General features: G+C 68.0%; 13 protein-coding genes and 1 other RNA gene. All 14 read left to right on the top strand.

Annotated features, from left to right (window positions below; genetic code table 11):
- The first annotated feature begins 156 nt into the window (after window positions 1-156).
- Window positions 157-1,359 carry an acyl-CoA dehydrogenase family protein gene (locus Q8N19_RS07095; protein ID WP_305589029.1) on the top strand — a complete coding sequence of 401 codons (1,203 nt, stop codon included), beginning with the start codon at window positions 157-159 and terminating at the stop codon, window positions 1,357-1,359.
- A gap of 192 nt (window positions 1,360-1,551) precedes the next feature.
- A complete protein-coding gene (locus Q8N19_RS07090) occupies window positions 1,552-2,697 on the top strand; it encodes an acyl-CoA dehydrogenase family protein (RefSeq protein WP_305589011.1) in 1,146 nt (381 codons plus the stop codon).
- Window positions 2,698-2,786: 89 nt separating this feature from the next.
- Complete coding sequence (locus tag Q8N19_RS07085) at window positions 2,787-3,680, top strand: DMT family transporter (protein WP_305588992.1); 894 nt, start codon at window positions 2,787-2,789, stop codon at window positions 3,678-3,680.
- 4 nt (window positions 3,681-3,684) lie between these two features.
- On the top strand, window positions 3,685-4,404 hold the full coding sequence (locus tag Q8N19_RS07080; RefSeq protein ID WP_305588990.1) for an N-acetylmuramoyl-L-alanine amidase: 720 nt from the start codon (window positions 3,685-3,687) through the stop codon (window positions 4,402-4,404).
- Window positions 4,404-5,012, top strand: coding sequence for an FMN-binding negative transcriptional regulator (locus tag Q8N19_RS07075; protein ID WP_305588988.1), 609 nt, complete (start codon window positions 4,404-4,406; stop codon window positions 5,010-5,012). Before Q8N19_RS07080 ends, Q8N19_RS07075 begins: the two co-directional genes overlap by 1 nt.
- Before the next feature lie 44 nt (window positions 5,013-5,056).
- Window positions 5,057-5,452: RNase P RNA component class A (gene rnpB, locus Q8N19_RS07070), an RNA gene on the top strand.
- Window positions 5,453-5,730: 278 nt separating this feature from the next.
- Window positions 5,731-6,198, top strand: a complete 468-nt coding sequence (locus tag Q8N19_RS07065) for a division/cell wall cluster transcriptional repressor MraZ (RefSeq protein ID WP_305588986.1) — start codon at window positions 5,731-5,733, stop codon at window positions 6,196-6,198.
- Window positions 6,195-7,127 (top strand): 16S rRNA (cytosine(1402)-N(4))-methyltransferase RsmH, encoded by a 933-nt coding sequence (rsmH, locus tag Q8N19_RS07060; protein ID WP_305588984.1) that lies wholly within the window; start codon window positions 6,195-6,197, stop codon window positions 7,125-7,127. Before Q8N19_RS07065 ends, rsmH begins: the two co-directional genes overlap by 4 nt.
- The gene (locus Q8N19_RS07055) at window positions 7,124-7,483 is read left to right on the top strand and encodes a cell division protein (RefSeq protein WP_305588977.1); all 360 of its coding nucleotides are present in this window, start codon (window positions 7,124-7,126) and stop codon (window positions 7,481-7,483) included. Before rsmH ends, Q8N19_RS07055 begins: the two co-directional genes overlap by 4 nt.
- Window positions 7,480-9,240 carry a penicillin-binding protein 2 gene (locus tag Q8N19_RS07050; RefSeq protein WP_305588972.1) on the top strand — a complete coding sequence of 587 codons (1,761 nt, stop codon included), beginning with the start codon at window positions 7,480-7,482 and terminating at the stop codon, window positions 9,238-9,240. The genes Q8N19_RS07055 and Q8N19_RS07050 overlap by 4 nt, the downstream gene beginning before the upstream one ends.
- Window positions 9,237-10,691 carry a UDP-N-acetylmuramoyl-L-alanyl-D-glutamate--2,6-diaminopimelate ligase gene (locus tag Q8N19_RS07045; protein WP_305589268.1) on the top strand — a complete coding sequence of 485 codons (1,455 nt, stop codon included), beginning with the start codon at window positions 9,237-9,239 and terminating at the stop codon, window positions 10,689-10,691. The genes Q8N19_RS07050 and Q8N19_RS07045 overlap by 4 nt, the downstream gene beginning before the upstream one ends.
- Window positions 10,684-12,081: a UDP-N-acetylmuramoyl-tripeptide--D-alanyl-D-alanine ligase gene (murF, locus tag Q8N19_RS07040; protein WP_305588970.1), complete on the top strand. Its 1,398-nt coding sequence runs from the start codon at window positions 10,684-10,686 to the stop codon at window positions 12,079-12,081. Before Q8N19_RS07045 ends, murF begins: the two co-directional genes overlap by 8 nt.
- Window positions 12,081-13,190 carry a phospho-N-acetylmuramoyl-pentapeptide-transferase gene (mraY, locus tag Q8N19_RS07035; RefSeq protein WP_305588968.1) on the top strand — a complete coding sequence of 370 codons (1,110 nt, stop codon included), beginning with the start codon at window positions 12,081-12,083 and terminating at the stop codon, window positions 13,188-13,190. The genes murF and mraY overlap by 1 nt, the downstream gene beginning before the upstream one ends.
- Before the next feature lie 19 nt (window positions 13,191-13,209).
- Window positions 13,210-13,458 (top strand): NAD(P)-dependent oxidoreductase (locus Q8N19_RS07030; RefSeq protein ID WP_305588966.1); only part of this gene is annotated, 249 nt, incomplete at its 3' end.

The following is a 13,458-nucleotide window of genomic DNA, read 5'->3' as shown; positions in this document are numbered from 1 at the left end:
CGAACGCCCTCAGGCAAGAGGCGGACAGCGCCGAAAGGCTGAAGCCAGTTACGTTGACGTTAGCGTCATCTTTTCTCCCGTCGCGGGTGCGCCTATTGTCCCGCCCCGAGCGTCGGCGACAGTCTCGCCGACCCAGGAGCAGCCAGGGAGCGCCCCATGAATCTTGATTTCTCCCCCGAGGACGTCGCCTTCCGCGAGGAAGTGCGGACCTTCATCGCCGAGAACTATCCCAAGGACCTGCGGGCCAAGCAGGACAGCGGCGAACCGCTGAGCAAGGAAGACTATCTGGCCTGGCACAAGGTGCTGGCCAAGAAGGGCTGGGTCGCCCCGTCCTGGCCCGTCGAGCACGGCGGCACTGGCTGGACGCCCACTCAGAAATACATCTGGTCCGAGGAACAGGCCCGCGCCGACACCCTGGCCGTCCTGCCCTTCGGCGTCAGCATGCTGGCCCCGGTGGTCTATACGTTCGGCACCGAGGAGCAGAAGGCGAAGTTCCTGCCCGGGATCTACAATGGCGAAGTCTGGTGGTGTCAGGGGTATTCCGAACCCGGCGCCGGTTCTGACCTCGCCTCGCTCAAGACCAAGGCTGAACGCGTCACCGGCGACGACGGCAAGGAATACTACATCGTCAACGGTCAGAAGACCTGGACGACGCTTGGCCAGTTCGCCGACTGGGGCTTCTTCCTGGTTCGCACCGATCCGGACTCCAAGCCGCAGGCTGGCATCAGCTTCCTGCTGATCGACATGAAGAGCCCCGGCATCGAGGTTCGCCCGATCATCACCCTGGAAGGCGGCCACGAGGTCAACGACGTCTTCCTCGACAATGTGAAGGTGCCTGTCGAGAACCGCATCTTCCACGAAAACCAGGGCTGGACCTGCGCTAAGGCCTTGCTGGCCCACGAACGTTCGGGCATCGCCGGCGTCGCGCGCTCCAAGCGCGGCCTGGAACGCCTGCGCGAAATGGCCACTACCGAGATGAGCGATCTGGGCGGCCCGCTGCTGTCGGACACCTTCTTCAAGCGCAAGGTGGCCGAGCTTGAGATCGATCTCACCGCCCTGGAGTTCACCGAGCTGCGCACGCTCGCCGGGGAATCCAGCGGCAAGGGTCCGGGACCGGAATCCTCGATCCTCAAGATCAAGGGCACCGAGATCCAGCAGCGCCTGCAGGAACTCGCCCTGGAGGCCGCCGGCCATTACGGCGCCCCCTTCCTGCACAACCTCGGCCACAACGCCAATATCGGCCCCAGCTATGCCGACGGCGTGGCCGGCGATTATTTCAACGGCCGTAAGACCTCGATCTACGGCGGCTCCAACGAGATCCAGCGCAACATCATCGCCAAGATGGTGCTGGGTCTCTGAGCCGTAGCCGGCGCAGATCCTTCGAGGCTCGCTCCGCTCGCACCTCAGGTTAAGGTGGAGCAGGCGGGCCAGTACGCCCTCGTCCTGAGGCGCCCCGCAGGGGACTCGAAGGACGAGGGCGGTTCCCTCAACGGCCGCAGCGCCCCAACCCCTCCCCGCAAGGGGGAGGGGCTCTGATAAGGAGATTTCTCCATGGACTTCAGCTTCACAGACGAACAGTCGATGCTGCGCGACACGGTCGCGAGCTATCTGGCTGACAACTACGCCTTCGACGCCCGCCGTGCGGCGATCAAGAGCGAGGCCGGGTGGCGGCCGGAGGTCTGGAAGGCCTTCGCCGAAGAACTCGGCATCCTCGGCGCGCCCTTCTCCGAGGAGCTGGGCGGCCTGGGCGGCGGCCCGGTTGAGAACATGGTCGTCATGGAAGAGTTCGGCAAAGCCCTGGTCGTCGAGCCCTATATGGGCACGGTGGTGATCGGCGGCGGCTTCCTGAAGCACTCCGGCCATGGGGCGGCCGCGGACCTGATCGAGAAGATCATCGCCGGTGACGCCATCTTCGCCTTCGCCTATGCCGAGCCTCAGGCCCGCTATACCTGGCAGGACTTGAAGACCACCGCGACCAAGGACGGCACGGGCTATGTGATCAACGGCCAGAAGGCCGTGGTCATCGGCGCGCCGTGGGCCACCCACCTGATCGTCACCGCCCGCACCGGCGGCGGCCAGCGCGACGCCCAAGGCGTCTCGGTCTTCCTGGTGGACAAGAACGCCAAGGGCGTCACCACCCGCGACTATCCGACGGTGGACGGTCAGCGCGCCTCGGAAGTCACCTTTGAGAACGTCTCGGTGGGCGTTGACGCCCTGATCGGCCCCGAGGGCGCCGGCCTGCCGCTGGTGGAAAAAGTCATGGACGAGGCCATCGCCGCCACCTGCGCCGAGGCCTGCGGCGTGCTGCGCCGATTGCAGGAAGGCACGGTGGAGTACACCCGCACGCGCAAGCAGTTCGGGGTTCCGATCTCGTCCTTCCAGGTGCTGCAGCACCGGATGGTGGATATGTTCATCCAACTCGAACAGTCCATCTCCATGACCTACATGGCCACGATCCGCCTGTCGGAAGAGGCGCACGCGCGCGCCCAGGCGATCTCGGCCGCGAAGGTCCAGATCGGCAAGGCCTGCCGCTTCGTCGGCCAGAACGCCGTCCAGCTCCATGGGGGCATGGCCATCACCGACGAAATGGCCATCGGCCACTACTTCAAGCGCGCCACCATGATCGAGGGGGCCTTCGGCTCCACCGACCATCACCTGGCCCGCTATGAGGCCCTTTCCTTCGGCAAGGCGGCCTGAGGTTGAACACCTGCGCGCCGCCCGGTTCGCCGCCGGGCGGCGCGCATTCGTCTTGCCTTGCGCCCTCGAAGCGCGCTTAAGGCCACAGTATGGCCCTGCGCGACTTCGCCCTGATCGTCCTCGTCTGTCTCATCTGGGCGACCAACAACATCATTTCGAAGTACGTGGTGGCCGATCTCGCCGTGCCGCCGCTGTTCTATGCCGCCGTGCGCTTCGCCCTGGTGGCGCTGATCACGCTGCCCTGGCTGCTGCCGATGCCGCGCCCCCGCTGGCGACTGCTGGTGGTGGCCCTGCTGATGGGGGGCGGCAATTTCGCTCTGCTGTTCATCGGCCTGCAGACCGCCACGGCTTCGGCGGCGGCCGTGGTCATCCAGCTGGGCGTCCCCATCACCACAGTGCTGTCCATGGTCATGCTGGGCGAACAGGTCCGCTGGCGACGGGGCATCGGCATCACACTGACCTTGTCGGGCGCTCTGCTGGTCATGTGGGATCCGGGCGGGTTCGTGGTCTCCACGGGCCTGCTGTTCGTGGTCGCCGCGGCCTTCCTGGGCTCGCTCGGCGCGGTGATGATGAAACAGATGGGCGGGGTCCGACCGCTTCAGTTCCAGGCCTGGGTGGGCTTCGCCTCCTTCTGGCCGCTGGCGGCCCTGTCCCTGTGGCTCGAGCCTGGGCAGGTTCAGGCGGGCGTCGCCGCCGGCTGGCCCTTCCTGGTGGCGGTGGTGTTTTCGGCGGTGGTGGTCTCTGTGGCCGCCCATACCGCCTATTACGGCCTGATCCAGCGCTATGAGGCCAATCTGATCTCGCCGCTCACCCTGATGACGCCGCTCGCCACTATTGCGCTGGGCGTGATGATCATGAGCGACCCCTTCGGGCCGCGCATGGCCATCGGCACGGCGGTGGCCCTGGCGGGTGTGCTGATCATCGCGCTTCGGCCCAATCAGGTCGCCCCCCTCTTGCTCGCCTGGCGAAATCGCGCCGAATAGGGCCATGGACATCATTCCCGCGCCTTCGCCCAACTTCAACGAACGGGCCGGTCCTCCGGACATCCTGCTGCTGCACTATACCGGGATGGAGAGCGGCGAGGCCGCCATCGCCCGTCTGCGCGATCCTGAGGCCAAGGTCAGCTCCCACTATGTGGTGGAGGAGGACGGCCGCATCTTCACCCTGGTGGCCGAGGAGCGACGGGCCTGGCACGCCGGCGTCTCGTTCTGGAAGGGCGAGCGCGACATCAACGGCCGCTCTATCGGGATAGAGATCGTCAATCCGGGCCACGAGTTCGGATATCGCCCCTTTCCTGAGGCCCAGATCGCCGCCGTCATCGCCCTGGCCGACGACATCCGCACCCGCTGGATGATCGCCGACGGCGACATCATCGGCCATTCCGACGTGGCGCCGAACCGCAAGATCGATCCGGGCGAGCTCTTCCCGTGGAAGACCCTGGCCGAGGCCGGGCACGGCCTTTGGGTCGAGCCCGACGCGGCGCCTGGCGCGCCCCTGATCGAGGGCGCCGAAGGGGCAGGGGTCTTCGCCCTGCAGGCCGGCTTGACCCGCCTGGGCTATGAATGCCCGCCGTCCGGTCAGTTCGACGCGGCCACCACCACCATCGTCAGCGCCTTTCAGCGGCACTGGCGGCCCCATCAGGTGGACGGAATCGCCGATGGCGAGACCCGGGCCAGGTTGATCGCGCTTCTGAGGGCCCAGGCCTGATGCATCCGGCGCCGCCCTTCCGGGTGTCGGAGATGGAGGCGCTGATCGCCCATCTGACCGCCTATCCCTTCATGGGGCTGTTCGCGGCGGGCGAGGCAGGCCTGAGGGTGGCCCACGCGCCCGTCGTCGTGCGACGGACAGGGGAGGGCGTGGCGCTCGACTTCCATCTATCGCGCAACAACATCCTGACGCCCCTCTTCGCCGAGGGGGCTGTCGCCCTGGCCGTTTCGCAGGGACCGGAGGCCTATGTGAGCCCCGATTGGTACGAGCGCCCCGACCAGGTCCCGACCTGGAACTATCTGAGCGTGGAGGCGGAGGGTGAGGTGAGGCCGCTGGGCGAGGCGGACCTGGTCCAGATCCTCGACGACCTGTCGGCTCAGGCTGAAGCCGGGCTCGCCCCCAAACCTGCGTGGACCCGCCACAAGATGTCGCCGGGACGGTTCGAGGCCATGCTGGCCGGCATCCAGGGCTTCCGCCTGCGGCCCCATCGTCTGGAAGGGACCTTCAAGCTCTCACAGAACAAGCCGCCGGAGGTTCGTCAGCGGATCGCCGTGGCGCTTGGCGATCATCCCATCGCCGACGCCATGGGACAGGACGCCTCCAACTGACACCCTTGACCGCGGGGGCCCCTGCGCTCACTGATCTGCGCGGATCAGACGGCTGGGCGGCCGCGGCCGCTTTTGCGGTCGAGGAAAGTCCGGGCTCCACGACGACATGGCGGCGGGTAACGCCCGCCGGGGGCGACCCCAGGGATAGCGCCACAGAAAGCAAACCGCCTCTCTCCGGAGAGGTAAGGGTGAAAGGGTGCGGTAAGAGCGCACCGCGTTGGCGGCGACGTCGACGGCACGGCAAGCCCCGCCAGGAGCAAGACCGAATAGGGATTCCGCGCCGGCGCAAGCCGGTAGGGCCGTCGTTGGCCTGAGGCGTCCGGGTTGGTCGCGAGAACCGTCCCGCAAGGGCCGGTCCAGAGGAATGGTCGCCGCATCCGGCGCTGGGGTTCGCCCCGGCCCGGGTGGCACAGAACCCGGCTTATAGGCCGTCTGATCCGCCGCTCTCCCATTGTCGCCAACTGAGCGATGCGACCAATCCCCACTATACTTAACATGTTCCATGTATGTTCTGTGGAGTGTTTACGCGCGTTAACCATAAACCTCGTGCGACATCTTTGTATTCTGGGGATTCCGTCCCCCAGAGTCATTGCGGCCCAATCCATCCCATGTTAACCCAATTCTTGTTCGCTGCGGGCTGGCGGACCCCGTGGGCGTTCTTGCGGGATGGTTGGGGCGGCGACCTGTGGGGGGTCGCAAGAGAGGGCGTCGGGCGCGAATGTTTGTCTCGACCTTCGAGAAGCAGCTGGACGCAAAGCGGCGCCTCGTGGTGCCGCAGGAGTTCCGCGCCCTCGCGTCGGGTCCCTTCGACGGCGTCGTCTGTTTTCCCTCCATCGAGGCCGACTGCATCGAGGGCGGCGGCAAGGCTTTGTTCGACCGCTATAATGGCCTGATCGAGGAGCTGGAGTTCGGCGATCCGCTCCGCTCGGCCCTCGAGGTTTCGGTGCTGGGGGGCATGGCTCGCCTGTCCTTCGACACCGCCGGTCGGGTGACCTTGCCGGAATCCCTGTGTGACCTGTTTGGCCTGACCGACTGGGTCGTCATCGTCGGCCTGGGCGACCGCTTCCAGATCTGGGAGCGCGAAGCCTTCCAGGCCCATCGATCCGCCCAGCGCGAACTGGCCCGCGAGGGCCTGGCCAAGATGCGCGCCGATCAGCGCGCCGCCCGTCTGGGGTTGGCCGGATGAGCGCCCCCCATCTTCCCGTCCTGCTGACTGAAGTGGTCGAGGCCATGGCCATCGCGCCTGGCGATGTGGTGGTCGACGGCACCTTCGGCGCTGGCGGCTATACCCGCGCCTTCCTGGCGGCGGGCGCGAAGGTCACCGCGTTTGACCGCGATCCCACCGCCGCCCGTTTCGCTGGCGACCTGCCGGCCGAGCGCTTCACGCTGGTCTGCGCGCGCTTTTCCGAGATGGACGAGGTTCTGGGGGAGGGCGGCGCCGACAGCGTGGCCCTCGACCTCGGCGTGTCGTCCATGCAGCTGGACGAGGCTGGCCGCGGCTTCTCCTTCCTGCGCGACGGCCCCCTGGACATGCGGATGGGCGACCAGGGCGAAACCGCCGCCGATCTGGTCAACAACGCCGAGCCTGAGGATCTGGCCCGCATCCTGTTCGTCTATGGCGAGGAGAAGAAGTCCCGCCGCATCGCCGGCGCCATCGCAAGGCGACGGGTCCAGCAGCCGTTCACGCGCACCGCCGAACTCGCCGACTTCATCGAAGGCGTCCTGGGCGGCCGCCGTGGGGCCAAGTCCCACCCAGCCACGCGCTCCTTTCAGGCCCTGCGCATCGCCGTCAATGACGAGCTGGCCGAGCTCGAGGCCGGCCTGGTCGCCGCTGAACGGGTCCTCAAGCCCGGCGGACGGCTGGCTGTCGTCACCTTCCATTCCCTGGAAGATCGCATCGTGAAGGCCTTCCTGGCGGAGCGCGCGGGCCGCACGCCCGCCGGCTCGCGCCACCTGCCCCCTGTCGAGGACGCCCGCGCCCCGAGCTTCACCCTGAGCTTCAACGGGGCCCGCACCTCCGGCCAGCTGGAGCTGGATGCCAATCCCCGGGCCCGGTCCGCCAAACTGCGGGCGGCCGTGCGCACCGAGGCGCCGGTCTGGAGGGACGCGGCATGAGCGTACTCAACCGCCGTATCCGGGGCTTCCGCCTCGTCGACGTCATCGCCCTGGGCCTGCTGGTCCTGCTGATCATGAGCGTCTATCTCGCCAAGACGATCGCCAGCCGCGAGCGGGCCGAGATCGCCTCGGTGGAGCGCCAGATCGCCTCTGAGCGGGCGCAGATCCGCCTGCTGGAGGCTGAGGTCGCGCACCTGGAACAGCCGTCGCGGATCGAGCACCTGTCGACCACCTATCTGGAGATGGGGCCTGTGGATGTGGCCCGGGAGACGACGGCCGACTCCCTGGCCGCCCTGGCGCCGCCTAAGCCCGCGCCGGCCCCGCCGGCCGCGCCAAGGCTGGATGCTGTCCCATGAGCCTCGCCGGCGTTGTCACCCGCAGATTTCCCTTCGGCCTCCGCTGGCTGGGCGCCGCCCTCTGGCGCCTGGAGCACGCCTTCGAGCGGGCCCGCGCCGCAGGTCGCGTGGAAGACGACGCGCGGATCCGCATCTTCCTGGTCATGCTGTTCTTCGGTCTGGGCTTCGGCGCCCTGGCCATGGGCGCCACCCAGGCGGCGCTGTTCTCAGGGGCGAGCGGTGGCGGCGGCCCGGGATGGGTTCCCCCGCAGGCCAGGGCTGACATCGTCGACCGGGAAGGCCGCCTGCTGGCCGCCGACCTCCTGCACTATGGCCTCTATGTGGACCCCTCTGAGGTCTGGGATCGCGCCGCGACCCGCCAGGCCCTCGCCCGAGCCCTTCCGGAGGTGCCTGCCGAGCGTCTTGACCGCGCCTTGAATTCCGAGCGCCGCACCTTCCTGGTGGGGGGCATGACCCCTGTCCAGAAGTCAGCCGTCCACGACCTGGGCCTGCCGGGCGTTTCCTTCGAGCCTGAGCAGAAGCGGGTCTATCCGCTCAACCGTACCGCCTCGCACCTGATCGGCTTCGCAGACACAGGCGGCGAAGGTCTGGCGGGCGCGGAGCTCGCCCTGAATGAAGACATCCGCAGTCTGGCCCGGGGCTCTGGCGAAATGGCCCTGTCCATCGACCTCCGGGTCCAGGGCGCCCTGGAGGATGAACTTCGCAAGGCTGCGCTGACTTACGGCCCCAAGGGGGCGGTGGGCATCGTGGCCCATGTGCACACCGGTGAAATCCTCGGCCTGGCCAGCTATCCGGATTTCGATCCCAATTTCGCCAGCAAGGCCACCGCCAATGAGCGGCTGAACCGGGCGGCTTCGTCCGTCTTCGAAATGGGTTCGACTTTCAAGGCCTTTACGGTCGCCATCGGCCTCGACAGCGGCGTGGCGACCATGGCGTCGACCTTCGATGCGCGGGAGCCCTACAAGCTCGGCTATCGGACCATCAGCGACTACCACGCCTCCCGGAAGGTGCTGAGCCTAGTGGAGGTGTTCCAGCATTCCTCCAACATCGGCACCGCCAGGCTGGCTGTGGGCGTGGGTCCGGAGCGGCTCAGCCGCTATTTCACCGACCTTGGCCTGACCACGGCGGCCGACGTCGAACTGAAGGAATCGGCCTCGCCACTGACGCCCAAGGTGTGGAATGAGGACGCTGTCGCCTCCACATCCTTCGGCCACGGCATGAATGTCTCTCCGCTGGCGCTGACCCGCGCCATGCTGCCCCTCCTGAATGGGGGCAAGCTCGTGCCCCTGACCATCCGTAAGCAGGCGCCCGGCTACCGGCCCGAGGCCAAGCGGGTGCTGTCTGAGACCACTTCGGCCCAGATGCTGCAGATCATGCGCGCCAATGTCACCGGCGGCAGCGGTGGCAAGGCCGACGCCCCTGGGCTCAGCGTCGGCGGCAAGACCGGCACCGGCGAAAAGTATGATCCCGAGATCCGCCGCTATAACGGCAAGCGTCAGGTCTCGTCCTTTGCGGCGGTCTTCCCGTCTGACGGCCCCCTGGAGAATGACCGCTACTTCGTCCTGATCCTGCTGGACGAGCCCCACGGCACGCCGCAGACCTTCGGCTATTCCACGGGCGGCTGGGTCGCCGCCCCGGCCACCGGCCATGTGATCTCCCGCATCGCCCCGTTCCTGGGGGTCTCGCGCCATGTGGGGCCGCTGGAAAACCAGCCGCGTCTGGCGTCTGCGCCCACCGTCCTGGCGGAGGCTCGCTGATGTCCCGTCTCTCCGACTTGCTGGCCCGCAACCTGGATCAGGACCCTGAAATCGCAGGCGTGACCGCCGACAGCCGAAAGGTTCAGCCAGGCTTCCTGTTTGCCGCCCTGCCAGGGTCGCAGGCCGATGGCGCGGCCTTCGCCGCCCAGGCCGTCCAGGCTGGCGCAGTCGCCATTCTATCCGGATCAGCCATAGACGGGCTGGATGTCCCGGTGCTGCAGGTCGCCGATCCCCGTCGGGCCTACGCCCTGGCCGCCGCCAGCTTCTGGGGCGCGCAGCCGCCGGTCTGCGTGGCGGTCACGGGCACCAACGGCAAGACCTCGGTGGCCACCTTCTGCCGCCAGATCTTCGCCAGCGCTGGCCGCCGCGCCGCCAGCATGGGCACCCTCGGCGTCCTGGCAACGGGACCGGACCTGGACGTGCAATTGACCCCGCCGGGCCTGACCACCCCTGACGCCGGCGACGTGGCCCAGCTTCTCTCGCAGCTGGCCGGAATGGGCGTCACCCATCTGGCCCTGGAGGCCTCGTCCCACGGCATCGACCAGCGTCGGCTGGACGGCGTGACCCTGAAGGCCGCCGGCTTCCTGAACCTCACCCAGGATCACCTGGATTATCACGGCGACATGGACAGCTACCGGGCGGCCAAGCTGCGGCTGTTCGAGACCCTGCTGCCCCGGGGCGGGACCGCCGTCCTCAACGCCGACTCTGACGCCTTTGGCCCCTTCGCCGCAGCCGCGGTCCAGGCGGGTCACGCGATCCTCTCCGTGGGCGAAGCCGGCCAGAGCCTGCGTCTGAACCGCCGCGAGCTGCTGCCCGATGGGCAGCGGATGAGCCTGTCCCATGACGGCCGCACCTTCGACCTGCGACTGCCCCTGGCCGGCGCCTTCCAGGCGGCCAACGCCCTGGCCGCCGCAGGCCTCTGCCTGGCGGCCGGTGAGAGCATCGAAACGGTCCTGGCCGCCCTTGAGCGCCTGCAGGGCGCGCCGGGCCGCATGCAGCGGGTCGGAAGCGGGCCTCGAGGCGGCGAAGCCTATGTGGACTACGCTCACACCCCCGACGGCCTGAAGACTGCCCTTTCGGCCCTTAGGCCACATACCCGCGGCCGGCTGATCGTCGTATTCGGGGCTGGCGGCGACCGTGACCCCACCAAGCGCGCCCTGATGGGCGAGGCCGCCGCAACCCTGGCCGATATCGCCATCGTCACCGACGACAATCCCCGCAGCGAGGATCCCGCGGCGATCCGCGCCCAGGTCCGCGCTGGCGCGCCGGAGGCCCAGGACATCGGCGACCGGCGAGAGGCCATTGCCGCGGCGGTCGCCCTGATGCGCGAAGGCGATGTGCTTGTGGTCGCCGGCAAGGGTCACGAGCAGTTCCAGACCATCGCCGGGGTCACCCACCACTTCGACGATGTGGCGGTGACCGCCCAGGCCCTGGAGAGCGTCCATGTCTGAGCCGCTCTGGACCGCGTCTGAGGTCGCCCAGGCCGTGGGCGGCCAGGTCATCGGCGGGGACTTCGCCGTGTCGGGCCTGTCCATCGACAGCCGCTCAGTGGAAGCCGGCGACCTGTTCATCGCCCTGGCCGGCGCGCGCGATGGCCATGAGTTTGTCTCCCAAGCGATGGGGCAGGGGGCCGCCGGCGCCCTGGTCTCGCGGCCGCAGGACGGTCCCGCCATCCTGGTCCCCGACACGTTCAAGGCCCTGGAAGCCCTGGGCGTGGCCGCGCGCCTTCGGGCGCCCCAGGCCCGCCGCGGTGCGGTCACCGGTTCGGTCGGCAAGACCAGCGTCACTCAGGCGGTGCGCACCGGCCTGGCCCTGGCCGGCAAGGCGCACTCGTCGATCAAGTCCTACAACAACCATATCGGCGTGCCGCTCACCCTGGCGCGGATGCCCCGGGACACCGACCGCGCGGTCTTCGAGATCGGCATGAACCACGCCGACGAGATCACCCCGCTCTCGCAGATGGTCCGGCCCCATGCGGCCCTGATCACCACGGTCGGCCCGGTTCATGTGGAGAACTTCCCCGACGGCGAAGCCGGGGTGGCCCGGGCCAAGGCGGAGATTTTTGACGGACTCGAACCGGGCGGCCTGGCGATCCTCAACGCTGACAATGTCTGGTTCGACACCCTGTCCCAGGCGGCGCGGACGGCGGGGGCCAAGGTGATCACTTTCGGAACCGGAGAGGGGGCGAACGCCCGCCTGCTCGGCTTCAATCCCGGTCCCGGCCAAGCCATGGTCCGCGCCCAGCTTCATGGCGAGACCCTGGACTTCCCGATCCTGCAGACCGGGTTCCACTGGGGGTTGAACAGCATGGCCGTGCTGCTGATGCTCCAGGCCCTGGATGTGACCCTGGAGGACAGCCTGATGGCGCTGGGCGCCTTCGAGCCCCTGGCCGGCCGCGGCGCGGAGCGCCAGGTGCCCCTGGCCGGCGGCGCTTTCACCCTGATCGACGAAAGCTACAACGCCAATCCGATCTCCATGGCCGCGGCGATTTCGAGCCTGGGCGCCCGCAAGACCCAGGGGCGACGGATCGTCGCGCTCACCGACATGCTGGAGCTCGGCGGCGAGGCCGAAGCCTTCCACCGCGCCCTGGCCGAACCGCTGGAAGCCGCCAAGGTCGACCTCGTCTTCTGCGCCGGGCCGCTGATGAAATCCCTCTGGGACGCCCTTCCTTCGACTCGTCGGGGCGGCTACGCCGATACCGCAGCTCAGATTGGGCCGCAGGTCGCCCAGGCCGTAGAGCCTGGCGACGTGGTGATGGTGAAAGGTTCGAACGGCTCTCGGGCCGGGGTGGTTGCGGCCGCCCTGGGAGAGCTCGGTCGTGCGCAAGGGGGGCAGGGCTGATGTTCTATTGGCTCTATACGCAGATGGCGGCCGAGGGACATGTCCCTTTCCTCAACCTGCTGAAATATCTGACCTTCCGGACGGGTATGGCCCTGTTCACCGCCCAGCTGGTGGTGATCCTCATGGGCTCGCGCTTCATCCGCTGGATGCAGGCCAAGCAGGGTAAGGGCCAGCCGATCCGCGCCGACGGCATCGAGCGCCACATCGTCGAGAAGGCAGGCACCCCCACCATGGGCGGGGTGATGATCCTGGCCGGCCTGATCATCGGCACCCTGCTGTGGGCCGACCTCTCCAACATCTATGTCTGGGTCGTGCTGTTCGTCACCGCCAGCTACGGGGTTCTGGGCTTCACAGACGACTACGCCAAGGTGACCAAGCAGACCACCGCCGGCGTCTCCAGCCGCGTGCGGCTGGTCCTGGAGTTCGCCGTCGCCCTGGCCGCTGTGGCCGTCCTGATCCTCTACGGCGCGCGCACGGCGGAGTCGCCGGACCTCAATACCTCCCTGGCCTTCCCGATCTTCAAGCATTTCCTGCTGGATCTCGGCTGGCTCTATCTGCTGTTCGGCGCCCTGGTGATCGTGGGCGCGGCCAATGCGGTGAACTTCACCGATGGCCTCGATGGCCTGGCCACCGTGCCGGTGATGATCGCCGCGGCCGCCTTCGGCCTGATCGCCTATCTCGTCGGCAACTACCTGTTCGCCAACTACCTGCAGCTGCACTTCGTGCCCGGTGTGGGGGAGGTGGCCGTCTTCTGCGGGGCCATCATCGGGGCGGGCCTCGGCTTCCTCTGGTACAACGCCCCGCCCGCCAAGATCTTCATGGGCGACACCGGGTCCCTGGCCCTCGGCGGCGCCCTGGGGGCGGTGGCCGTGGCCACCAAGCACGAGATCGTCCTCGCCATTGTCGGCGGCCTCTTCGTGCTTGAGACCCTGTCGGTGATGATCCAGGTGGTGTCGTTCAAGCTAACGGGGCGCCGCGTCTTTCGCATGGCGCCGATCCACCACCATTTCGAGAAGCTCGGCTGGTCGGAATCCACCGTGGTGATCCGCTTCTGGATCGTGGCGGTGATGCTCGCCCTCCTGGGTCTCGCGACCCTGAAGCTGCGATAGGGAGGCTGGCGCTCACACCATGATCCCGGTCCGCGGTTTCGAAGGCAAGACAGTGGCGGTGTTCGGCCTGGCCCGTACGGGGCTTGCGGCGGCGCGCGCCCTGCAGGCTGGCGGCGCCAATGTGGCCCTGTGGGATGAGCGCCCCGCCGCCCGCGAGGCCGCCATCGCCGAAGGTTTTGACCTCACGGATCTGTCCTCCGCCGACTGGTGGAGCTTCTCTGCGCGCCTGTTGTCGCCCGGCGTGCCGCTCACCCACCCGACGCCTCAC

The organism is Phenylobacterium sp. (genome assembly GCF_030693405.1).
Lineage (GTDB): Bacteria > Pseudomonadota > Alphaproteobacteria > Caulobacterales > Caulobacteraceae > Phenylobacterium.
Note: the sequence above shows the minus strand (reverse complement) of the source record. Positions and strands in the feature narration are given on the sequence as shown.

Bases quoted from the DNA above. Each gene is read 5' to 3' on its own strand.
- Q8N19_RS07095 (WP_305589029.1), top strand. From the start codon at position 157: ATGAATCTTGATTTCTCCCCCGAGGACGTCGCCTTCCGCGAGGAAGTG.
- Q8N19_RS07090 (WP_305589011.1), top strand. From the start codon at position 1,552: ATGGACTTCAGCTTCACAGACGAACAGTCGATGCTGCGCGACACGGTC.
- Q8N19_RS07085 (WP_305588992.1), top strand. From the start codon at position 2,787: ATGGCCCTGCGCGACTTCGCCCTGATCGTCCTCGTCTGTCTCATCTGG.
- Q8N19_RS07080 (WP_305588990.1), top strand. From the start codon at position 3,685: ATGGACATCATTCCCGCGCCTTCGCCCAACTTCAACGAACGGGCCGGT.
- Q8N19_RS07075 (WP_305588988.1), top strand. From the start codon at position 4,404: ATGCATCCGGCGCCGCCCTTCCGGGTGTCGGAGATGGAGGCGCTGATC.
- Q8N19_RS07065 (WP_305588986.1), top strand. From the start codon at position 5,731: ATGTTTGTCTCGACCTTCGAGAAGCAGCTGGACGCAAAGCGGCGCCTC.
- rsmH (WP_305588984.1), top strand. From the start codon at position 6,195: ATGAGCGCCCCCCATCTTCCCGTCCTGCTGACTGAAGTGGTCGAGGCC.
- Q8N19_RS07055 (WP_305588977.1), top strand. From the start codon at position 7,124: ATGAGCGTACTCAACCGCCGTATCCGGGGCTTCCGCCTCGTCGACGTC.
- Q8N19_RS07050 (WP_305588972.1), top strand. From the start codon at position 7,480: ATGAGCCTCGCCGGCGTTGTCACCCGCAGATTTCCCTTCGGCCTCCGC.
- murF (WP_305588970.1), top strand. From the start codon at position 10,684: ATGTCTGAGCCGCTCTGGACCGCGTCTGAGGTCGCCCAGGCCGTGGGC.
- mraY (WP_305588968.1), top strand. From the start codon at position 12,081: ATGTTCTATTGGCTCTATACGCAGATGGCGGCCGAGGGACATGTCCCT.